General features: G+C 40.3%; 20 protein-coding genes. 13 read left to right on the top strand and 7 right to left on the bottom strand.

The window, feature by feature from the left end; all coding sequences use genetic code 11:
* Positions 1–223 precede the first annotated feature (223 nt).
* Positions 224–3352, bottom strand: a complete 3129-nt coding sequence (locus tag MMU05_RS10615) for a PKD domain-containing protein (RefSeq protein WP_241141661.1) — start codon at positions 3350–3352, stop codon at positions 224–226.
* Positions 3353–3695: 343 nt separating this feature from the next.
* Here MMU05_RS10615 and MMU05_RS10610 point away from each other — a divergent pair, with 343 nt between their 5' ends.
* The 6 genes from MMU05_RS10610 (at position 3696) to MMU05_RS10585 (ending at position 8456) form a co-directional block, all read left to right on the top strand.
* The gene (locus tag MMU05_RS10610) at positions 3696–4262 is read left to right on the top strand and encodes a serine protease (RefSeq protein WP_241141660.1); all 567 of its coding nucleotides are present in this window, start codon (positions 3696–3698) and stop codon (positions 4260–4262) included.
* 14 nt (positions 4263–4276) lie between these two features.
* The gene (locus MMU05_RS10605; RefSeq protein ID WP_241141659.1) at positions 4277–5806 is read left to right on the top strand and encodes a flotillin family protein; all 1530 of its coding nucleotides are present in this window, start codon (positions 4277–4279) and stop codon (positions 5804–5806) included.
* 63 nt (positions 5807–5869) lie between these two features.
* The gene (locus MMU05_RS10600) at positions 5870–6202 is read left to right on the top strand and encodes an L-rhamnose mutarotase (RefSeq protein ID WP_241141658.1); all 333 of its coding nucleotides are present in this window, start codon (positions 5870–5872) and stop codon (positions 6200–6202) included.
* Positions 6203–6250: 48 nt separating this feature from the next.
* Positions 6251–6601 carry a MerR family transcriptional regulator gene (locus tag MMU05_RS10595; protein ID WP_241141657.1) on the top strand — a complete coding sequence of 117 codons (351 nt, stop codon included), beginning with the start codon at positions 6251–6253 and terminating at the stop codon, positions 6599–6601.
* Entirely contained in the window at positions 6585–7709 is a 1125-nt protein-coding gene (gene dprA / locus MMU05_RS10590) for a DNA-processing protein DprA (RefSeq protein WP_241141656.1), read from the top strand. Before MMU05_RS10595 ends, dprA begins: the two co-directional genes overlap by 17 nt.
* A gap of 120 nt (positions 7710–7829) precedes the next feature.
* A complete protein-coding gene (locus tag MMU05_RS10585; RefSeq protein ID WP_241141655.1) occupies positions 7830–8456 on the top strand; it encodes a porin family protein in 627 nt (208 codons plus the stop codon).
* A 71-nt stretch (positions 8457–8527) separates the two neighbouring features.
* On the opposite strand, the gene ffh is transcribed toward MMU05_RS10585, so the two are convergent.
* Positions 8528–9865, bottom strand: a complete 1338-nt coding sequence (gene ffh, locus MMU05_RS10580) for a signal recognition particle protein (protein WP_241141654.1) — start codon at positions 9863–9865, stop codon at positions 8528–8530.
* Between the two features lie 462 nt (positions 9866–10327).
* Between ffh and MMU05_RS10575 the strand changes: the two genes are divergently transcribed.
* From MMU05_RS10575 to MMU05_RS10545, 7 genes are all read left to right on the top strand, one after another.
* Complete coding sequence (locus MMU05_RS10575) at positions 10328–11701, top strand: serine hydrolase domain-containing protein (protein ID WP_241141653.1); 1374 nt, start codon at positions 10328–10330, stop codon at positions 11699–11701.
* A gap of 392 nt (positions 11702–12093) precedes the next feature.
* Positions 12094–12342 carry a hypothetical protein gene (locus MMU05_RS10570; RefSeq protein WP_241141652.1) on the top strand — a complete coding sequence of 83 codons (249 nt, stop codon included), beginning with the start codon at positions 12094–12096 and terminating at the stop codon, positions 12340–12342.
* Positions 12343–12696: 354 nt separating this feature from the next.
* On the top strand, positions 12697–13872 hold the full coding sequence (locus tag MMU05_RS10565; protein WP_241141651.1) for a helix-turn-helix domain-containing protein: 1176 nt from the start codon (positions 12697–12699) through the stop codon (positions 13870–13872).
* 230 nt (positions 13873–14102) lie between these two features.
* A complete protein-coding gene (locus tag MMU05_RS10560; protein ID WP_241141650.1) occupies positions 14103–14453 on the top strand; it encodes a helix-turn-helix domain-containing protein in 351 nt (116 codons plus the stop codon).
* Positions 14454–14482: 29 nt separating this feature from the next.
* Positions 14483–16048, top strand: coding sequence for an arylsulfatase (locus MMU05_RS10555; protein WP_241141649.1), 1566 nt, complete (start codon positions 14483–14485; stop codon positions 16046–16048).
* A gap of 55 nt (positions 16049–16103) precedes the next feature.
* Entirely contained in the window at positions 16104–17141 is a 1038-nt protein-coding gene (locus MMU05_RS10550; protein ID WP_241141648.1) for an HAD family hydrolase, read from the top strand.
* A 190-nt stretch (positions 17142–17331) separates the two neighbouring features.
* On the top strand, positions 17332–17886 hold the full coding sequence (locus MMU05_RS10545; RefSeq protein ID WP_241141647.1) for a hypothetical protein: 555 nt from the start codon (positions 17332–17334) through the stop codon (positions 17884–17886).
* A gap of 69 nt (positions 17887–17955) precedes the next feature.
* Here the strand turns inward: MMU05_RS10545 and MMU05_RS10540 are convergent, their stop codons facing one another.
* The 5 genes from MMU05_RS10540 to MMU05_RS10520 form a co-directional block, all read right to left on the bottom strand.
* On the bottom strand, positions 17956–18498 hold the full coding sequence (locus MMU05_RS10540; protein ID WP_241141646.1) for a hypothetical protein: 543 nt from the start codon (positions 18496–18498) through the stop codon (positions 17956–17958).
* Positions 18499–18984: 486 nt separating this feature from the next.
* Positions 18985–21474 (bottom strand): hybrid sensor histidine kinase/response regulator, encoded by a 2490-nt coding sequence (locus MMU05_RS10535; RefSeq protein ID WP_241141645.1) that lies wholly within the window; start codon positions 21472–21474, stop codon positions 18985–18987.
* 488 nt (positions 21475–21962) lie between these two features.
* Positions 21963–22436, bottom strand: coding sequence for a hypothetical protein (locus tag MMU05_RS10530; protein ID WP_241141644.1), 474 nt, complete (start codon positions 22434–22436; stop codon positions 21963–21965).
* A 56-nt stretch (positions 22437–22492) separates the two neighbouring features.
* Positions 22493–22726 (bottom strand): hypothetical protein, encoded by a 234-nt coding sequence (locus tag MMU05_RS10525; RefSeq protein ID WP_241141643.1) that lies wholly within the window; start codon positions 22724–22726, stop codon positions 22493–22495.
* 57 nt (positions 22727–22783) lie between these two features.
* Complete coding sequence (locus tag MMU05_RS10520; RefSeq protein ID WP_241141642.1) at positions 22784–23209, bottom strand: hypothetical protein; 426 nt, start codon at positions 23207–23209, stop codon at positions 22784–22786.
* Between the last annotated feature and the right edge of the window lie 324 nt (positions 23210–23533).

The following is a 23533-nucleotide window of genomic DNA, read 5'->3' as shown; positions in this document are numbered from 1 at the left end:
CTCAATTAGAATACATTATACGATGTCGAATTTATCAATAATATTTTGTGTATAGTCACAAAACATATTTATGGAAGTGTTTTTTAAAGCAATTTGTTGTAAACAGGTTCAAAAAATATTTTTACCAACTTAAAAAAATGAAAATTCCTGCTTACTCTAATTCTCCTCGGAGACTGCTCCTAAATCTGTTACAACTTTCGAACCGTCACAAATCGATATTGAATTACCTCAATAAAGCGAAAACCCCCTTGTCTTCATTAATGGTTATTTTGCCATTTACACTTACTTCAAAGATCACAAGGTAGGAATATGACCCTATTGGGGCATCTTCACCATTTACTTTTCCGTCCCATCCGGAGTCGCCGGTATACACCAAACTGCCCCATCTGTTGAATACCTTTAAAAGAAACGGTAGCTCACAATTTGCAACCGGACCATAAAGACCGTCTCTAGGAATAAAACCTGTAGGCATTCTGAAAACAGGCATTTCCTCAACCACCTCTCCTTTTCCTTCGCTGATGCAGCCATTACTATCCCTGATACTTACTTCATAGATACCCCTTGGAATCCCCTCCAAACTAGAGCCTTGGGAATTATTATATTCCCATGTATAGGTAAAAGGCCCGAGGCCTTTGGTCTCACTGACATAAAGCTCACCATTTGATTGCCCCGGACAGCTTGCTTTTTGTATCCTTACATCGGCTATTGCAGCAATAGGAGAATTTATAGTAAAGGTTACAGGGATAGTGCACCCATTAGCATCTTTCACGATATATGATTGGAGTTGGCCTTCGAGTCCATCGAGGCTAATCAAACCTCCATTGATAATAGCCGACTGATAATCAATGGAATATGGACCAACACCTCCACGAACTTGAAAGTTGGCTTTTCCGTCAGGTCTTCCATAGCATGTCGTCCCTTCAGTAGATACATTTAGGATTTCAAGGATTTCAGGCTGCCTGATTTCCAGGTTTTCGATCAATATAGAACAGCCAAAAGAGTCTGTGACCTTCACTGAATAGATTCCGGCAGTTAAATTGATGGCTGTAGGAGAATTTAGAGTGGAGGAGTGACTCCATTGATATGTATAGGGTGGCCTCCCTCCGTTGACGACAAGTGGGATTTGACCATTGGATTCTCCAAAACAAAGTACATCGGTTTTTTGAAGAGCAGCAGCAACCAATAAAGGATTGACTACCACCTCTAGTTTGGGTGAGGTACCCTCGCAAAAATCATCCAATAGACTGTATTCTCTATACCAAATTTTTCCGGTTATTCCAGGGTTCACCCACTTTACCTGTACTTTACCTCCTTCATTACCATTTACAAATTCGCCTCCTTCAATAAACCATTCGTACCCTCTATTCGAATACTCTGATTCCACCACATATTCATCCACCCGATCGGGACCAAAACAGATTTCAGCCAAGCCTTCAGGGGCACCTGCATCGATTAATGGATTGATTACAACCCCAAAAATAACTTCTTCGCCTGGACATCCCTGGGAAGTAAATGGCAAAGCTGTAATCTTGGCATTGGGATTTGCAGCGCCCCAACGGATCGTCACTTGGAGGTTTTCTTCATCTATATCGATGATTTCCCCACCTTCTACTTTCCAGTCTACTTTGGAAAAATCCATTCCGGATTTGATCCCATAAGTAATCTCCTCTACCAATGGACAAGCTTTTGCAATTCCTTTGATTTCAGCTACGGTCTTGATGACTGACACATTGAATTTGACCTCCTGTTGTTCATCACAGGAATTTTCACTGATGGCGGCTATGATTTTGATTTCATAATCACCGGTCTCAGTGTAGGTATGCGGAACTTCCTTGCCTACAACGGGATCTGAACCATCGCCAAAATCCCAAATGAAATAAGTAAAAAGTTCATTCTCCGGGTTGATTTCCCACAAACTTTCATGGTTATAGCAGGCTACTTTATCTCCCAATACCTCAAAATCATATTTGTTTTTTGTTTCAAAATTTAAATTATCCAGACTGGCCCCCACTGCAAATCCGTACGATTCTATAAATCCAAATCCATAAACATAACCGATCAGGCCCTGAGGATTACTCAAGGAATGTGCACCTTGAAAGATTGAAATCCTGGCATAAGAATATTCGCTGCTTCCCGGAATCGGCGCAAACTGATTTCCGACATTGCTTCCATCTAATCTTGTTTGGTCTTTGGAGGCTGTTTTTACTATGATATTGACATAATGGCTAGTAATAGAAGGCAGCTGAAGGGCATTAAAAGTGATGGTTTTCAACAATTGCTGATTGGGGCTGTAGGTGATCATAAACGGATCCCCTTCATTGAAAAGCGGCAGTGTGGAATCATTGCAAGCTTGACTTTTTGCAAAAACAGTCACTGAGGAAGGTTTATCTGTGCGGATGCTTGCCAATTGGTTGGCTTTGAAATCAAGGGTAATAAACTTTCCGGCATTGATATTTCCTCTAAGTACGCCATCAATGAAAACCGAAGTATTATCTTCTGAGGCCAAAACTTTTACCAATTCACCTGAAGTTCTTCCTGCCAATGGAATATGGAAAAATTCGGTTCCCCAGGTATTGACAGGATACGCTTGCTGGAAAAGGTTGTCATTTGCCTGACCGCAATCCCCGACACTGGTCCATTTGTTTCCGCCAAAGACCGCCAAGTTTTTACATTCTTCAACATTTTCACCAATTACTCTTACCCTGGTGCCGGTGAGGTCTCCTCTTGCTTTGATTTGGTAGCTTTGACCCCTGTTGAGTGTAATGGTAAAGGGAACCAAAGGGGCATTTCCGGTTAAAGTGAATACGGAGGGGGTAATTTCGATCTTGGTATTTTCCTCTACACCGACCACCAAAAGGGTACTTTCATTGTTGATGTTTGCATTGTAATTGACTATTGCGGTCATTACTTCATAGTGAGAAGTGATATAATAATCTTTTCCCAAAGTGGTAATGGGTAAAATCACGGTCCCATCGGCGGATCTAAATCTTTCATTAAAAGCATATACAGAAACATTTCCTGTCGAAAGGATATACACTCCCTTTGACTCAATCATTCCCGAAGTCCTGTGAAGGATATCAAAATCATTAATCCGATGGAAAAACTGCTGACCTGTGGTTAAAGAAAACGGGTATGACCTTCCTGCATATTCCAAAACCCCTTCTGCAGGTTCACTGGCAGTAATCACCACAATACCCTGATCCGGGGCTTCGGGGGGGATTCCGTTGTTCTCCATAAACCCAAACCAAAATTCTTTGCCTAGGGTAGTTACTTGAGAGTGAGCATCAAAAATTCCAGTCAATAGCATCACTGCTAGCATCAAAAAAAAGACTGAATATTTTTTTACTCGCATGACTCGGAAATTCAGGTCAAAATATAAAATAATCTTTCGGGGATTAAAACAAATTTTGAATGAAATGCAATTTTCTTTTTATAACATGTCAAAATTCTTAAATAAAACTCAACTTTTCCCATTTCAGGAATCAAACATTTATTGATAAGGTTGGGATAAAGTAAAAAAATTCGGTCCAATTCTAAAAAAGACTTGAGGAATTTGAAATGTTGAAATGATCCTAAAAAAACCTGTTAGAGGTGGTTCAAATCTATGGAGGAAAAAAAATCCAACAAGTTTCGCATGGATTGTTTGTGGCAATTAATAAATTAATTAGTTTGGTAAAATAAACCTACAAACAACTATGGAAAATTTTAGCGAAATGGAGTCTTTGCTCAAGGTCTTTTGGTATTTGGCCATTCCGTCTACTTTGGTCTTTTTGGTACAGACCGTTATGACATTTATTGGAGCAGATGCTACAGATGGACTTGAAGCTGATTTCGATAGTAATTTAGAAGGCGCTCAAGGGCCTTTTCAGTTTTTTTCTTTCCGTAACCTGATCCACTTTTTGTTAGGATTTGCTTGGACAGGGATTTCATTTTATTCCATCATAGAGAATAAAACTTTATTGGTTGGTGTTTCCCTCCTTGTAGGTTTGGCATTTGTCAGTGTGTTTTTTCTGATCATTTCTCAGATCAAGAAGCTTGCTGAAGACAATACCTTTCAAATAAAAGAAGCCTTGGGCAAAACAGGTGAAGTTTATCTGACCATTCCGGCCAAAAAATCCGGAGTCGGAAAAGTTCAGATTAGCATCAAGGGTTCATTCAAAGAACTTCGAGCCATCACGGAATCTGAAACTCTCAAATCCGGGACTTTGGTTAAAATCAAATCCATCGATTCGGATAATATTTTGGTAGTAGAAAAACTTTAACACCCAATTCAAATATGGAAACGATTTACATTCTCATTGCAGCAGTAGCAGTATTTTTTGTCTCAATCACGGCATTGGTTTCAAGGTACAAAAGGTGTCCCTCCGACAAGATCCTGGTGGTCTATGGACGTACAGGAGGAACATCAGCCAAGTGTATTCACGGAGGTGGAGCCTTCATTTGGCCTGTAATCCAGGATTTCGCATACCTTGACCTCAAGCCGATTTCTATTGAAGCCAATCTTACCAATGCCCTTAGCCGCCAAAATATCAGGGTGGATGTTCCCTGCCGTTTTACAATTGCCATATCTACAGAAACAGACAGCATGGGCAATGCCGCAGAAAGGTTGTTGGGCCTCACCCCTGACCAGATACAGGAATTATCAAAAGATATCCTCTTTGGTCAATTGAGATTGGTAATTGCGACCATGACCATTGAAGAAATCAATTCAGACAGAGACAAGTTTTTAGATAATATTTCGAAAAACGTTGATACGGAATTAAAGAAAATCGGTCTCAAACTGATCAACGTCAACGTGACTGACATCAAAGACGAATCAGGATATATCGAGGCTTTGGGTAAGGAAGCTGCTGCAAAAGCGATAAACGAAGCCAAAATCTCAGTCGCAGAGCAGGAAAAAATAGGTGAAACCGGTAAAGCTATGGCAGACAGAGAGCGAGATGTGCAGATCGCTGAAACCCACAGAGATCGGGATGTCAAGATAGCCATCACCCACAAATCCAGAGAAGTAAGTATCGCCGAAGCCTTCAAAGACGAGTCCATCGGTAAGGCAGAAGCGGAAAGAGATACAAGGGTCAAAACTTCTGAGGCCAATGCTTTGGCTGTCAAAGGAGAAAACGAAGCGAAAATCTCCATTGCCCAATCTGACGCTGTCAGGAGAGAAAGAGAAGCCGAAGCATCAAGAACAGCCCTTGCTGCAGAAAAAGTACAGCAAGCGCGCGCCTTGGAAGAATCATACCTAGCAGAGCAAAAAGCCGAGACCGCCAGATCTGAAAGAGAGAGATCAACACAGATTGCCAACGTGGTAATTCCTTCTGAAATAGCCAAACAAAAAGCCATTATTGAAGCCCAAGCTGAAGCCGAGAGAATAAGGGAACAGGCAAAGGGTGAGGCCGATGCAATTTTTGCCAAGATGGACGCAGAAGCAAGAGGACTTTATGAAATATTGACCAAACAGGCGGAAGGATATAGGCAGGTAGTCGCCGCAGCCGGCGGAGATCCCAACAAGGCATTCCAACTGCTTTTGATTGAAAAACTTCCTGAACTTGTCAAAACTCAGGTAGAGGCAGTGAAGAATATCAAAATAGACAAAGTCACTGTTTGGGATTCCGGGGCAAACGGTGATGGAGGAAACGGCTCGACAGCAAATTTTGTCTCTGGCCTGATGAAAAGTGTTCCGCCTTTGAATGACTTATTCAACATGGCCGGTTTGAATCTACCCAGCTACCTAAAAGGCGCTGAGGATGCCAAAGAGGTGGTAGAAGAAAAGGAAACAAAGAAAAAAGGAACAGATTCTGAAAAATAATTTCACAATTGCTTCCGGAAACTACCTTAAAAAGTTTCCGGAAGCCATTTATAAGCCCTTGAGATGAACCGCCGCTACTGCTTAACCTTAGATTTAAAAAATGACCCTCAACTCATTGAGGAATACGAAGGTTATCACAAATCAGTAAGGCCTGAAATCCTCCAAAGTTTCACTGATGCCGGCATACTTTCGATGGAATTATACCGTTGGGAAAGTAGGTTATGCATGATAATTGAGGTGGATCAGAGTTTTTCATTTGAAAGAAAATCTGAATTGGATGCAAATAACCCCATAGTACAGGAATGGGAAAATCTCATGTCCACCTATCAGCAACAATTGCCTGGTTCCATGGAAAATGGAAAGTGGCAATTGATGAAAAAAATATTTGAGACTTGAAAATTAATTATTTTTCATATTTTTGGTTAAAGTAATGCTTTAAAGCCCGTGCCGTACAAAGAAAAAGAAATCGAAAAAAAATACTACTCAATTGGAGAAGTAGCAAGCATGTTCAAAGTGGCACCTTCCCTTATTCGCTATTGGGAAGGAGAATTTGACATCATCAAACCCAAAAAAGACAAAAAAGGTAACCGAAGGTTTACTAAGGATGATATCGAAAAAATCAGATATATCTATCAATTGGTGAAAATCAAAGGATATACCCTTCAAGGTGCACAGGAAGTCATTAAAGGCGATCATCAAACTGTTTTTGACAAAGCAGCCATGGTGGACAGACTCCATCAGATCAAGCGTTTTTTGATAGAAATCAGAGACACCATGCATGTCGAATCCAAATAGTGAAGATTTGATTTTTGAGCTGACGCTTAATCTAATCCCTAAAATCGGTCCTTCATTATATAGAAATATCCTGGCGTATACAGGCTCGGCTAGGGATTTTTTTGACCTTCCCCTGGGAAAAATTTCAAAAATCCCCCGTCTCAGTGCGAAGCTTGCCGAAATCAGGAAAGAAAAGGACGTTTACCTGAAGGAAGCGGCAGAACTCATTTCCAACTGTGAAAAAAAAGGGATTCGAATACTTACTTTTTCAGATCCTGACTTTCCCACACGGCTCAAGGTGATGGACGATTGTCCCATGGTATTATATACAAAAGGACAAGTCAATCTCAATCCAAACAGGTCGGTTGCGATAGTGGGAACAAGAAATGCCACTGAATACGGTAAAAACATCACCAAAAAAATCATTGAGGACCTCAGTCCTTACCATGCTACTATCATCAGTGGGCTTGCTTATGGAGTAGATATTGAAGCCCATAAAACCGCCTTATCCAATAACCTACCTACATTGGGAATATTGGGATCTTCTGTGGATCAGATTTATCCTGCCCTTCATAAAAGCACAGCTGAGCAAATGATGGAAAACGGAGGGGGATTAATCAGCGAATATCCTCCCGGTACAGTGATGCATCCAAGCAACTTTCCAAGAAGAAACCGGATCATCTCCGGGCTTTCGGATGCTGTCATTGTCGTGGAAGCTGCCCAAAAAGGCGGAGCCTTGATCACCGCGGAAATTGCATTCAGCTACAACAAAGAAGTTTTTGCGGTTCCGGGAAACCTTCTTTCCCCCTATAGTGAGGGTTGCAATAACCTGATCAGGTCCATGAAAGCCACAATTTACACAGGTCCAAAAGACCTCGAGGAAGCCTTATCATGGTCCAAAGAAAACCTATCAGCCACCAATACGAAGACGAAAATGCTTGATCTCTCCAAGTACAATGAGGAGGAAAAATCCATTTTACAGTTATTGATGGAAAAGAAAGAATTGGAAATCGATCAAATTGCCATTTTGTTAAATTTTTCCATTTCTAGTTTAGCATCTAATCTTTTAAATCTTGAATTTGAGGGGCTTATAAAGTCTCTTCCCGGAAAAAAATATAAGTTAATTTAGCATTTTCTTTTAAATATTACTTAGCAAGTTAACATTGACATATAAGTAGATTACTACTTTTGGGGTATTTGATGCAGGGTGTCTTTTTTAGAAATTTGATTAAACCAAATTTTAGAAAACATGAAAAAGATCATGACAATTGCTATTTTGATATTTGTATTTCATTCACACAAATCTTTTGGACAGTTTGGCATTCAAGCAGGTCCCGTAGGTGTTTTTGGAGAAGCTTTTCCAACGGCGGATGGGCTCGATAAATTAGGAGGGGCATTAGGTTTTACTTTTGGTGCCATGTACCACGTTCCACTAGGAGATCAATTTGTAATTCAACCGGCAATGAACTTCCTGAATAAAAAGTGGTCAGACGAGCTTGAGAACTTAAATACCGGTGATATTGAAATGACCAAAATGAGTATTAACTATTTAGAAATCCCTGTTCAATTTGTTTTTACCGGTGGAAAAGAAAAAGGATTTTTTGCAGGTCTGGGACCTTCATTCAATATGGGACTTTCTGGAAAAAGAACAGTGGAAAGTAATGGAAATTCCACAACAACTGATTATAATTTTGGAAGTGGGTCAAACGAGGAAGCTCCCTTTACTATCGCTGTTAATGCCATGGTAGGATATTCTTTTGGGGCTATTCAGGTGGGATTAAACTACAGTCAGGGATTAACAAATCAACCTGCTGCTGGTGCAGACCAAGGAAATGTTAACCATCTTGCCCTGAGAATAGGATATGTTTTAAGGTAAGCCAAATCTAAATTACCTTTTGAGAAAAAAAATAAAACTCCAAATCACTTAAAGATTTGGAGTTTTTCTTGCTATCGCCTGCCCATCTTTGGCATCAATCCTCCGAGGGCTTTTTGGGCACCGCCCATCTTATTCATTTGCTTCATCATTTTCCTCATATCAGCGAATTGCTTCATCAAGTTATTGACTTCAGTGATTGTTCGACCGCTTCCGTTTGCGATTCTTTTTCTCCTGTTGCCATCGATGATATCCGGGTCTTCCCTTTCCTTAGGTGTCATACTTCGGATGATGGCTTCAATAGGCTTGAATGAATCATCGTCAATATCCATTCCGTTCATGGCTTTGCCCATTCCGGGAATCATTCCCATTAAGTCTTTGATATTTCCCATCTTTTTGATCTGTTCCAATTGGGAAAGGAAGTCATCGAAGTTAAATTGGTTTTTCCTGATCTTAGCATTGATCCGCTTGGCTTCATCTTCATCAAATGATTGTTGTGCACGTTCAACCAAGGAAATAACATCCCCCATACCCAAAATCCTTTGGGCCATACGGTCAGGGTGGAAGACATCAATGTTTTCCATTTTCTCCCCCGTGGAGATAAATTTGATGGGTTTGTTGACTACATGTCTGATCGAAATGGCAGCACCGCCACGGGTATCACCATCCAATTTTGTCAAAACCACACCGTCAAAATTCAACCTTTCATCAAAAGTCTTGGCTGTGTTTACCGCGTCCTGACCTGTCATTGAATCGACCACAAACAATGTTTCTGAAGGATTGAGTGCTTTTTTCAAAGCCTCGATTTCTTTCATCATCACATCATCCACTGCTAAACGGCCCGCAGTATCGACTATGACTATTTTCTTTCCATTCTTCTTTGCGTATTCAATTGCCCTGCTTGCAATCTCAAGGGCATTTTTATTTTCAGGTTCAGCATAGACCTCTACTCCTATCTGCTCTCCCAATACTTTCAATTGGTCGATCGCAGCGGGCCTGTAAATATCACAGGCGACCAATAATACCTGTCTGCCTTGCTTTTTGAGCATACTGGCAAATTTGCCTGAAAAGGTAGTCTTACCTGAACCTTGAAGACCTGAGATCAAAATCACTGCCGGATCACCTTTGATGTTGATGTCCACTTTGGAGCCACCCATCAATTTGGTCAGTTCTTCTTGGGTAATTTTGATCAACAACTGACCCGGAGAAACAGCAATCAATACATCACGGCCAAGGGCCTGTTCTTTGATGGTATCAGTTACTTCTTTGGCTACTTTATAATTGACATCGGCATCGATCAAGGCCCTACGGATTTCCTTTACCGTAGTGGCAACGTTGATTTCGGTAATTTTGCCGGTACCCTTGAGGGTCTTAAAAGCTCTATCTAACTTGGAACTAAGATTATCAAACATGCTTACTTATCTATTTGAGGCAAAAATAGGAATTTTATTTGTGAAAGGGAGAAAGGAATCGATGTTAAGGGAAAAGGAACTGAAAAAAAGCTTTAAGAAAACTCTTCCTTGTCGAATTCTGGATTGGTAGGAAATAAACATGATCATCAATTTCACCTGATTTTAGGCTTTGAAAAATCTCACTTAAAATTTTTTATGAGTATCCGCAATGTTGCACGTTGGGATTGAGGAGACTTTATCGGTTGCGGATACTTGTCCACGGACGACAGTCCACTGTCCACAGAACCGCTGATCGTTCCCCTACCATTATTTAATTGGCTACGTGCAATAAAGCGGATACAAACAAAATTTCTGAACATTTTTTATTAAATATGACCTTTCAATTTGAATAAAAGTTACATTCTAATATTTACAAAAGTTAAATTCCCATCTCAATCCCATCATAGCCCCACCACCCTCTCCATGAAAAAGAAAATCCTTTATTCCTTCCTTTTGATCCTCCTTGCAGGATTAGGATACGGAATCAATTATGCCTGGAAATCATTTCCGTTGATCAGTTCCTACGGTTCAAAGATCATGTGCAGTTGTATATTCCTTGCAGAAAGGGACGAAAACTCAGTGAAGAGCCAGGAATTGCGGGCCTTCCCGATCAGCCTTGGAAATTTTGAAGTGGACAAGGAAGGTCTAAAAGTAACCGGAAGTGTATTTGGTTTGGCCCAAAGGGTAGCTATCTACCGAGAGGGTCAGGGATGCACATTATTGTCCGGAATGGATGAAGAAGTAGTCAGAAATCAAGTTTATTATGAAGTACCAAAACCCAATTGGAGTCAAGACACGGTGAGTTGGCCAAACGGCAACAGGCTCAACGATTCAATCTTAAACCTGCCCCAATACCGCAAGATCCAAGATTTGATTGACATTGAATTTGAAGATTCTGTCAAGAAGACCCACCTCACCCACATGATTGTCGTCCTGCACAAAGGACAATTGGTGGCAGAAGGTTACGGCAATGACCATGATATCAATACCAAACATACAAGTTGGTCGATGGGAAAGAGCATCATCAGCATCTTGGTGGGATTACAGGTTGACAGGGGTGTCTTAAGTTTGGATCAAAACGGTTTGTTGTCAGATTGGTCTGATGAAAGAAAAACCATAAACCTCAAAAACATGCTTCAGGCAACCAACGGACTGGATTGGGTAGAAGATTATGGAGGAGTATCTGATGCGACCAAAATGCTCTTTCTAAATCCCGATGCCGCAGCCATCGCTGCCTCCAAACCGCTCAAATACGAACCTGGAACATACTTTTACTATTCCAGCGGCACCACCAACATTGTTTCAAAGATCCTGCGCAACCAACTTGGCGAAGAAAATTATCAGCGTTTACCTTATGAAGGATTGTTTTATAAAATAGGCATGCACAATACCGTCATGGAAAAAGACGCTTCCGGCACCTTCGTGGGTTCTTCTTTTGTCTTTGCACCGGCAAGGGATTTTGCAAGATTGGGATTGCTGATGTTGGGTAAAGGGAACTGGCTTAGCGAACAGGTCCTTTCGGAAGATTGGGTGGAATTTGCCACCACTCCGGCTATTGCCGCACCTATGGGAGAATATGGCGCACAGTGGTGGCTCAATGCCGGAAATCCAAGCCGCCCTGATAAGAAGAAATTTCCAAGTCTACCCAATGATGCTTTTTATGCAGGAGGATTTGAAGGACAATGGATTTTGGTCATTCCATCAAAAGATTTGGTAATTGTCCGGCTTGGCTTTACTCCAAAAGGAGAATTCAGCATGGATGATTTTGCCTCAAGTGTCATTGAAATACTTCCTTGAAAAGAGAATAAAACAACTTGTTAGCGATTCTGAGTCTGCGCATTCTGCGATATCTGCGGGAGTGCTTTTTAACCACAATAGGAACAAAGAAAACAGAAGAACCTCCTATTAGCACCCTTTGCGAAACCTTGGCGACCATTGTGGTATAAACGTCCAGCTTCTGGAGAAGCAGGAAAACGGACAAGCTCTGTTTCCCCTTCTGCGTCAATCTGCGGTATCTGTGGGAGAATTTTTTAACCACAAAAGATACAAAGAAAACAAAAGGCTACACTCTTTGCCCCCATAGCAAAACCCTAGCGACCATTGCGGTATAAACATCCGGCTTTCTGGAGAAGCAGGATAACGGACAAGCTCCGTTTCCTCTTCTGCGTCAATCTGCGAAATCTGCGGGAGTGCTTTTTAACCACGATAGCAACAAAGAAAACAGAAGAACCTATTTGCACCCTTTGCGAAATCTTGGCGACCATTGCGGTATAAACATCCGGCTTCTGGAGAAGCAGGAAAACGGACAAGCTCCGTTTTCTTTTCAGCGTCAGTCTGCGGTATCTGCGGGAGAATTTTTTACCCCAAAAGAAACAAAGAAAACAAAAGGCTGCACTCTTTGCGACCATTGCGAAACCTTGGCAACCATTGCGGTATAAACATCCTGCTTCTGGAGAAGCAGGATAACGGACAAGCTCTGTTACCTCTTCTGCGTCAATCTGCGGTATCTGCGGGGGAATTTTTTACCCAAAAAGATACAAAGAAAACAAAAGGCTGCCCTCTTGGCGACCATTGCGAAACCTTGGCAACCATTGCGGTAAAAAAAAAGGCTATCCCCTTTGCCCCCTTTGCAAAACCTTCGCATCCATTGCGGTAAAAACAGATTAGAATATATGAATAATGAAGAAATCCAGTTAGGCCGAATTAGGGTGAGATATGGTTTTGGTAGGTGACTTTTTACGTAAAAAACGTGAAATAGGGAAACTTTTTCCCCAAATTCCTTAAATTCCCATATGTTTCTAAAACTTGACCTGGCCAACATCATTTATTTTACATCTGTTATCGTTGGCACAATCACAGGTATCATTATTTTCATTTATTCCTCGACAAGGAATAAATTAAATATTCCATTAGCCTTATCTTTTTTAAGTCTTTCAGCCGCTATTTTTTTAGTATTGCTTATCAATTCCGGGTTAATGGTCCATTTTCCAAAATTGTACCGAACCGGAAATATTTTTGGTTGGATTTTTGTCCCAATGCCCTTCCTATATGTTCAGTGCGTCACCCAAAACCGGTCTCTGAAATGGTATGACGCACTTCATTTCATTCCCCTGCTGATTTACAGCATTGATTTTGCCCCCGTCCTATTTTTGGAAAATGAAGAAAAAATCAAGCTGATTCTTGATGATATAAAAGACCCAAACCAGTTTACAGGATTTAACCAAAGCCGGTTTTTTCCTAAGGGATTTCACCAATTTTTCAGAACTGCCTTTATCAATGTCTATTGGATAGTACAAATAGTGATTTTGGTCAGGTGGCAAAAAAGCCTGAAAAGAGATCAAACCAAGTTTGAAAAAGACTGGAAAGTATGGATTGCTTCTTTTATGTTGCTTCAATTTTTCTTGTTTTTCCCATATTACCTTACTTTTTTTTGGTTGGATAGCAGTTTGGCTTTTACGCTCGTCCATTCATCGGCTGCCATCTTACTGTTTTTCAGTGCCGTTCTGCTCTATTTCTATCCAAAACTACTTTATGGTATCAATGAAGTGAAATACGTATCAGACCAAATACCCCGCTCCATTGAATCACAAAAAGCAGACAAACCTGACCATTATCAAGAGGCAAAAATGCGGGAATTGGGAAGCCTTATCATCAAGTGGATAGATGAAAAACAGGTATACCTCAACCATGGCTATTCCATACAGGATTTTGCAAGGGATACACAAGTCCCCTATTATCAGATTTCAGCCTGCATCACCCGGTCTTTGGATTCGACTTTTTCAGATCTGCTGAACAAAAAAAGGGTCGAATATTGCCTTGAGCTCATCCAAAAAGGGGAATATTCAAATTACACCTTAGAGGGTTTATCACATAAATGCGGCTTCAACAACAGGAATTCCTTCTCCTCTGCTTTCAAAAAATTCACAGGAATAACTCCTTCTGAATATACCCGAAGTTTGAAAATTTAATTTCTTCCTGTTTTTCACTTTTCCCTTTTTCACTCTCCAATTCCATATTTGGCGAAATTTTGATAATGTTTGCCAATATTCGATGAGTTTTTGCAAGAATTTCTGATTCCAAATGCTTGTCCAAGTGAGTTAAACTTAAATTTGGAAATTATTTGCAGTCCCAAAACTTGCCGATAATATTTATCTATCATTTCATTTTAGATCCAAAAAAATTGAAAAACGGGGATTTTATGGGGATCAAGGTGCGCAAAAGCGACATCATTGATACGATAACAATTATGGAGACAACCGCTCTGGCGGGAATGGAGGTTGATCTAGGTTCCATTCTTGCTGAAAAAAACATGGCTCCCCGGACCTACTACTATGCCTTCAAAAAGGTAACAGGTGAAAGTCCTAAGCGGTATATCAAAAATTTCAAAATCAAGAAAGTACGTGACCTCCTGATTTCCTCCTCTCCCAAGGAAATGACAATACAAGAAATTGCCTCAAAATATGGATTCACCCATATGGGGCAATTTGGAGTGGATTACAAAATGCTTTTTGGCGAATTACCCTCTGAAACATTACATAAAATTAAGTAGATTACATTTTTACTAACCAAAATCCAAATATGAAAAAAACAATCTTCAGTGTGCTGCTACTGGCACTAAGTATCAGTATGGCATGGTCTCAACAAAAAAAGCCCAATATCCTGGTAATATGGGGTGATGATATCGGTACCTGGAACATCAGCCACAACAACCGGGGCATGATGGGATACAAAACACCCAACATTGACCGCATTGCAAAAGATGGAATTGGGTTTACAGATTATTATGCCCAACAAAGCTGTACCGCAGGTAGAGCAGCTTTTATTGGTGGGACTGTTCCAGTAAGAACAGGAATGACTAAAGTTGGGATGCCCGGTGCCAAAGAAGGATGGCAAAAGACTGACATCACTATTGCCACAGTGATGAAAAACCTTGGCTATGCAACTGGTCAATTTGGAAAAAACCACCAAGGGGACAGGGACGAACACCTGCCCACTATGCATGGATTTGATGAGTTTTTTGGAAACCTCTACCACCTCAATGCAGAAGAGGAGCCTGAAAATGAAGATTATCCCACTGATATGGTTTTGGCTAATGGAAAAACATTTAAAGAAACTTATGGCCCGAGAGGCGTTATCCATTCATGGGCAGATGGAAAAGGTGGTCAAAGACTTGAAGATACAGGTCCTCTTACCAAGAAAAGGATGGAGACCATTGACGACGAGTCAATTGCAGCTACCAAAGCATTTATCAAAAAGCAGGTTGCCGCAGGAAAACCTTTCTTCACTTGGTGGAATGGAACTAGGATGCACTTCAGGACTCATGTCAAGGAAGAGCATAAGGGAATCAGTGGTCAAGATGAATATGGAGATGGAATGGTTGAACATGACCTTCATGTAGGGGAATTGTTAGATCTCTTGGATGAGTTGGGAATAGCTGATAATACCGTGGTCATGTATTCTACAGACAATGGTCCACACTATAACACTTGGCCTGATGCAGGAACAACACCATTTCATGGTGAAAAAAACAGCAGCTGGGAAGGTGCTTACAGAGTGCCTGCATTTATTAAATGGCCAGGAAAATTCGTGGGTGGTACTACTCTAAACGGTATTGTTTCGCATGAAGATTGGTTACCGACTTTTGCAGCCATAGGCGGAGACCCTAATGTGGTTGACAAAATTAAAAAAGGAGTCACAATGAACGGCAAAACTTTCAAAAACCACATAGATGGAGTCAACCAACTTGACTACCTGACAGGGAAGGTCAAGGAATCTCCAAGGGCTGGATTTATTTATGTAAATGATGCCGGGGAAATTGCAGCTTTGAGATATGGCGACTGGAAAGCGATGTTTTTGGAAAACAGAGCAGATAAATTACAAATATGGTTAGAGCCTTTTGTGGAACTTAGAGCTCCTTATTTGATCAATCTTCGAAGAGATCCTTTTGAAAAGGCAATCGAAGGCTCCAATACTTATTATGATTGGTATATAGATCGTGCATATATTCTGATTGCCATTCAGGGCTATGCATTTAATTTCCTTTCAACCTTTAAGGATTATCCTCCAAGTCAAACTGCAGGAGACTGGAGTTTGGGAAAAGTCCAGAAACAGATTGAAGGAATGGCAAATAAAAATAATCAATGAGAAATGAAAGGCCGGTCAGATAAAGACTGGCTTTTCATTTTATGCCAAAACAATTATGAAATTCAGATCAAAATTAATTCTAGAGGTTTTTTTGGGACTAGTGCTCCTTGAAGTTGGTTGTACAGGTCCACGACCAAAATCTACCACAGAGGTTGTCGTAGCACCTGATCCTCTTCCCTCTTGGAATGAAAGCGGTACCAAGCAGCAAATAATTGATTTTGTTACCAAAACAACCACAACAGGAAGTCCTGATTTTATTCCTGAAGAAGACCGTATAGCAGTTTTTGACAATGACGGGACCCTTTGGAGTGAGCAGCCGATGTATTTTCAGATGGCTTACGGTATTGATTACATCAAAAAAGAAGCTCCCAACCATCCTGATTGGAAATCCAAAGAACCTTTTAAAAGTATTGTTTCCGGTGATTTGGAAGCTGTGATGAAAGGAGGCGAGAAGGCTTTGGTTGAAATGATTATGGCGTCACATGCGGGCATGACTACCTCAGAATTTGAGAAATCTGTATCCGCTTGGCTTGAAACCGATAAACATCCTAAAACCGGTCAGGCATTTGACCAAATGATCTTTCAACCTATGGTAGAACTTTTGGAATACCTTCGTGCCAATGGCTATAAAACTTTTATAGTGTCAGGTGGAGGAATTGATTTTATGAGGGTGTGGGCGGAGAAAGCCTATGGAATTCCGCCTTATCAAGTCATTGGAAGTTCGATAAAGGCCAAATATGAATCAGTAGATGGTGTACCTGTCATCAACAAACTTCCTGAAATCAATTTCATTGATGACAAAGAAGGCAAGCCTGTGGGTATCCACCAACACATCGGTAAAAGGCCAGTCTTTGCGGCCGGTAATTCCGATGGGGATTACGCTATGTTGGAATATACTTCCAAAGGAGATGGGCCAAGATTAGGAATGATTATCCACCACACTGATTCGGTGAGGGAATATGCTTACGACAAAGATTCTCCAATCGGCCATCTTTCCAAAGCTTTGGATGACGCCCCCAAAAACAAATGGGTTATTGTGAATATGCAAACAGATTGGAAGGTAATATTTCCTTTTGAGGTAAATATGCCATAAGGTAAATCACGGTGTTAATATGCTTTTGGTATTCAAAAAAGACTTTCCTCTTTGATTTTTCCTTGTGTTCATTTTTCTTATATTACTGAAGCTATAAAATAGGTTTATAAATCTAGGCTTGAGCAGAATTCCAAAATGTCAGAAAATGGTTTTTTAAGAAATTAATAACAATCACTTACTCCAATTGAAAATGAAAAACAAAAGGAAAGTAGAACTGCTGATAACTTCTTTGCTTATTCTAGGATTTTCCCACATATCTTTTTGCCAGGATATGGTGGAGGAGGATATAAAAGCACTTCTCCGGCATAGAGTCTCTTTGATGATGGGCCATACACATATCCCTTCCGGAGAATCCGAAGGGGAAAAGAAATTTATGGCAGTGCCTTCTTGGGGATTGGATTATAATTTTCAGATAAGCAGAAAGTGGGCTGTGGGAATCCATTCGGATATCATCACCGAATCATTTACTGTGATTGATTTTGAAGGAAACGAAGAATTCGAAAGGGAAAGACCACTTACCATGACCTTAGTGGGAGTATTCAAACCCCATGAAAGATGGTCCTTTTTGGCAGGTGCAGGATATGAATTCGCTGCTGAGGAAAATTTGTCACTTCTCCGGTTAGGAATAGAAAGAGGCTGGGAAATGCAAAAAGATTGGGAGGTTTTTGTTACCGCCCAATATGACCTCAGGCTCAGCGTCTATGACACATTCATGCTTGGAGTGGGATTTAGCAAGGGTTTTTGACAACAAAAACAAAAAGCTCTCAGACCTATACACCTGAGAGCTTTGAGTTAAATGAGTAAAAGTATTCTATTATTTTTTGGGTGAATTGCCACTTGCGTGGAGGGCAGATTCTCTGAGTTCACTTACCAATTTCCTCATTTTTGACTGCCATTCTTCAAATTTGTCCAATAAAGGGTTGGTTGGTATTTGGCTGATTTGTTCTACCAGATTGGAAGTTTCTTCCTTGGCTTTGCCTTTTGTTTTTTTGGCTTTTTTGTCTGACAGCGGTAAGTGGGGATTGAAAGATTTTAACTCTGCAAGCCAGTTCTTTTTGCCATAAAGCTTTTTGATTTTCCATGCTTCTTTGATTGGCTTTTTGGAATCAGATTTGGCGTTTTTCAGTTTTTCCAGACTGAGGTTCTTTTCCTGTATGCCAAGGCTATAAACTTCGTTCAATTCCGCAAAAAAAGCGTCAACCACACCGTTCAAATGAAAAAGGAAAGATTGCTGATGGGCTTTCTCAGCGTCGGAACCTGCTATTTTTGGGTTTTTGAGCTCATCAAGATAAAGTTGTGAGTATCTCAATTTAGCATCTGTGAGCTCCTTGAGAGGTAAATATTTTTTCTTTTTCATAAGTTATATGGTCTATTCCAAAGTTAGCCAGAATCATGAAACCAAAATTTATTGTGAAGTAATTTTATGGAAATAATTTGAAGAATCCCCTTCAATATAAAGTATTTGCGTTATGGTTTTGTTAAAAATCTTGCGAGTCAAATTCCAAAAAGACCACTATTTGATAATGGTTAAAAAAGATGACGGATTCGAATTTAAGTTACTTTTGATCATCTTATTCAAAGGTACTTTTAGGCTTCACGGACAAGAGGCACTGCTTATGGCAGTGCTTTTTTTATGACCATATCTGAAAATGCAAGGGAACATATCAATCCAAAAAAGGGATTGAATAGAAAGGATTCAATCAAATGAAGCGGAGAAAGCTAAAGGAGTTCCCTTTTCAAACTGCTTATTTCAATTGACCTTGAATCGGTTGAAGTATCCGGTAGGCTAGACATTGATGGTTAAAAATGGAATTTCTCTTTCGTCTAAAATATCCCGTTTTTTTCAGTATTCATTTGCTGTGACAAAGGAAGAGTTGATTGATTCGGTCAATTCGGCCGTTACCCGATATATCAAGTCCTCCAACTCCTTCACCAATGCCGGTATTCGGTAGTGCTTGGATTCTACGTCAGAGAAGTTTTGGATATCCAAAGCTATCGCCGTGTACTCCGGATCAATCCCCACGATAGAAAATGAAGGAATGATCTTATGTGCACTCTGATGGACTCCTTTCCAGTCTTTGTTTTTTAAATTATGAGTGATCGCTTCGATGTATTTTGGGGTTTCTTCCAAATACATCATGATCACTTCCCGCATCAATTCCTGGTCAGAAGAGGTAATTCTATCCAGATATTCAAAATGAGTCAGGCGGCCATTCTTGTCATTCAATCTGAAAATCCGTGTTTTCCTACCAGTCAGTTGTTCCCTTTTTGGACTTTGGTCAGTCAATTTTCTGATTTTATTAAACAAATCCTTTTCATCAAAAGGTTTGGCGAGGTAATCGTCCATCCCTAAAACCGCGCATTTACCCCTGTCCATCGTGGTAACATCAGCTGTTAAGGCGATTATCGGAATGGTTGATTTCATGACAGACCTGATATGTTTTGTGGCTTCATATCCATCCATCACAGGCATCTGCAGGTCCATCAGGATGATATCAAAAGGTTGGGCTTCAAGTTTTTCAATGGCGATTTTCCCATTAGCGGCAATTTCCCATTCAAATCCGAACCCCTCTAGCAGCGTCCTGATCAGTAGTTGGTTCAAAACAACATCTTCGGCTACCAATACCCTGATTTTTTTTGTATCCAAATCAATTTCCTGAAAGTGTTCCTCTTTTTGGATAGCAAGGTCGGTTTTTGGAAATGTAAGTCTAAAAGAAAAAGTGGAACCTTTTCCAAGTTTGCTTGTCACTTTTATACTTCCTCCCTGACCTTCTACGAGCTGTTTGGCAATGGTCAGCCCAAGGCCGGAGCCTCCATAAAGTTTGGTAATGTCACTGGTAGCCTGCTGAAAACTTTCGAAAACATTATTAACCCTGTCTTCTGATATGCCTATTCCTGTATCTTTGACTGCTATTTCAATACAGACTGAAGCATTGTTCTGTTTGATTGATTTTAAGGACAGTTTGATTTTTCCCTTATCTGTAAATTTGATCGCATTTCCCATCAGGTTTACGATGATCTGGATAAGCCTCAAGGGATCTCCTAGCAAAATTTCAGGTATTTTTGGGTCAAAATCCAATTCAAAACGGAGGCCTTTTCCCAGGATCTTTTCTTCAAAGAGCAGGGAAACATCTCCCAAAGTTTTTGCTAGCTTGAAAGGAGATTTATCAAATTTCATTTGGCCTGCATTGACTTTGGCAAGGTCAAGAATATCGTTGATCAAAAGCAATAGGGTATTCCCACTTGTTTTGATAGCAGACATATATTTGTCCTGCTTTTCAGAAAGTTCTGTTTTGAGCAATAAATCAGTAAAACCAATGATGGCATTCAAAGGCGTCCGGATTTCATGACTCATGTTGGACAGGAACTGCTCCTTGGATTTGACGGCTTCTTCTGCTTTTATTTTCGCAGCTTCAGCGGATTTTCTTTCTGACTCCGCAGTCTCTTTTGCAATGAGCAATTCATTTTGAATCCTTTTTTGCTCAGTAACCACTCTAGCCACCACCACAGCGCCAAGGACCTTGCCCGCCGGATCTTTGTAAGTAGCACCGTTGAATAAGACATCCACCAATTCTCCATCTATAAGGACGAGAGGGAAATTTTTGATAAAGCCTTTTTTAAAGACTTCCCTATAAATCTGCCTTGCTTTTTTTGGTTCAGTAAAGTAGCCCTCAAAATCTGTGTTGTACAGCAGCTCCCGGCTTTTGCCCGTGATGGTGGTCAACGCCTCGTTCATGTCGGTGATTTTCCCTTTTGTACTGATGGTAATCAATGGATCAAGGCTCGCTTCTATCAGGCTCCTTGCATAATCGGACTCCAATTTCTCTTTGGTATCCGTTAATTCAAGGTTAAGTGATTTTAGTTCTTTGATTGTTTTGTCAAGCTTCTTGGTGCGGCGTTTTATGACTTTCTCCAGTTGTTCATTTTCTTCCTTTTGGTCTTGGATAACTGTTGTAATGAAAATCCATTGGATTATCATACCACCTTTATCCCGGATCGGCCTTGCCCTACTCATATGCCAATAGTACTCCCCCATTTGGTCACGGACACGGAATTCCATTTCAAACAGATTTCCCGTTTTGACTGCCTCTATCCATCCGATTTCCGTTTCCTCTACATCCTCAGGATGAATCCACTTGCTCCAACCCTCCTGCACCAATTCATCCTTACTTTCTCCCGTAAAGTCTACCCAACTTTGGTTAAAGTAAAATACCTTTCCGTCAGCATCAGCTTTGGTGACTTTTTCAGGCATCAGATTGATCAGGTGCAAATATTGTTCTTGCTCCGTAGGCTTATCGGGAAGTTGTTCAACTGATTTTGTATTCGATGTCATGATTAATCTTTGTTTTCTTTGACTTTTCCTGATTGGCATCAGATTTCATCGCTATGGAAGTCCTTTGACCGTAAGTCAAAACAGGGTTGCGTTTATGCTATTTTTCCGGATTCTGAAATATTTAAATCAACTTAGAAATGAAGATGATTTGAAGAACTTTCCTAGATTTCTTTAGGCTTCAATTAACCCTAGAGATACCGAAAGGAATCCCAAAATATTGAGTTTACCCCAACCAAAGGTCTCCAGTATAGTTTTGGGATATCTTATACAATTGATTGTTTAAGTTGTATAAATCTGATTTTGTTGAAATTATTCGATTGGTGGAAGGATGAAATTATAATCAAGAAAAAAATCTCTTTTCGGCAGCAATTGCAGTTGCTCAAATATGGAAAGGCTAGAAAGTAATGATTTCCGTTTTTAACAAAAAAGAAATGCCAGGTAAAACCTGACATTCTTTCCCATTTTTAGTCCCAATAAAAATTTACAGATCAGGGTTTTTTCGTCCCTTTATCCCTAAAGTCAGTAATAGCAGTCTCCAAGGCATCCATTTCTTTGTTAAATTCGATTTTGACATTTTCCCAAGTACCACTTCTGATTGCCGACGTATCATTTGCAATCTTTAAGAGTTCCTTGTTTCTTTTATCCAAATCTGACAATTCCTGCTCAAGGATAGGCGTCAAAAAAGCCCTGTCTGACTTTAACTCCCTCTTGATTTCCTCAAGGTTTTTGGTGTTTGCCTCCAGCCTCTGTTTGGTTACCACCAGGTATTCCTCTACCTGGCCGACAGAATCAGCGGCTACATCATATAGTTCTCCTTTGGCTTCTATGACCTCTGATTGCTTTTCCTGAACTTTTGTTTCCGCATCATCGAGTTTCTCCTCAATAGGCTTGGTGCAATAGCTCAGAAAAAGTACAAAGGCTGAACCCATCAGAACTTTGCTTAATACAGGTATGATTTTCATTTTTTTGTTATTTCGTAAACGGTGAAAAGGGACATTCCCAAGTTTTTGCCCGTGGCTCAAACATTAGACATGTTGTCCAAAACCTTCCTGGAGGATCCAAGCTTGTCCTTTGCTTGGTTCTTAAGGGATTTGCCTTCTTCCTTCAGTTTTTTCATGAAGAACTTACTTGCCTGTGAGGCTTTCTTTTGGTTTCTTTTCTTGGAAAAGAAGTTGATGATGGCTCCCGCTCCGATCACCATCAGTATGCTGCTGACGATTATTCCGGTCGGGTTTGAATTTGATAGTTTCATAGTTTGTTTAAGTTTTAACGGTTAGGAGTAGGAATAAAAACTGTCAGGTTTAGAATTTTATCTTTGGACAAAATGCAGTTCGAGTGTTCCGCCATCTTCTTTCAACCACATGTCATTGGTTTCTAGCTTTAGGATTTCGTACACACCGTCAGCCTGGTCATTGGCAAAGTCAAAGGAGATTTTCTTCTCATCGCTGACAAATGCCCAAGTGCCATTAGTCACAAAATCATAGGCTATTCCTAACAAAGTATATTGTGCTGTAAGCGTAGCGGCACCGCCCGGTGTAAGGTCAAGTTCGTACCTGGAGTAATCTGCTGTCACATTGGCACCGTTGTCCAGAGCCTCTCCCACTTTCCAATCGTTGCCTACCCTATCTGCTTTTGGGATTAAACTCACTGATGGTCCCTCAGGGTAATCCTGGCAACCAAAAACAAGCAATCCTGACACTATAATCAACGCGGTAATCGATGTAATTCTTCTCATAATCTTGTTGTTAAATATTTCGTTGGTTTAATAATCAAAGGTATGCTTAAGCCATTTTTAAAAATTATAGAATATAACTTAAAGCTTGTAGATATTACATATCCGGATTAGTGAGGGCATTTTGACGACTTTCAAAAATCAGTAAAAAAAAGAAAGGCAGGTTATACCTGCCGATTCTTGCCATTTATAAGCCCTAGTAAATTGTTATTTACTGTTACAAAGGTATGGCAGGTGTTGTATTTGGAATTATAGAATATAACTTAAAGATTACAGAAATCACACACAGGGCAGGATTATGACTTATTTTTCAGAACTGGGTAAAAA

The sequence above is a fragment of the Cognataquiflexum rubidum genome (assembly GCF_022538115.1).
Taxonomy (GTDB): Bacteria; Bacteroidota; Bacteroidia; order Cytophagales; family Cyclobacteriaceae; genus Cognataquiflexum; species Cognataquiflexum rubidum.
This window is presented reverse-complemented; position numbering and strand designations above follow the sequence as displayed.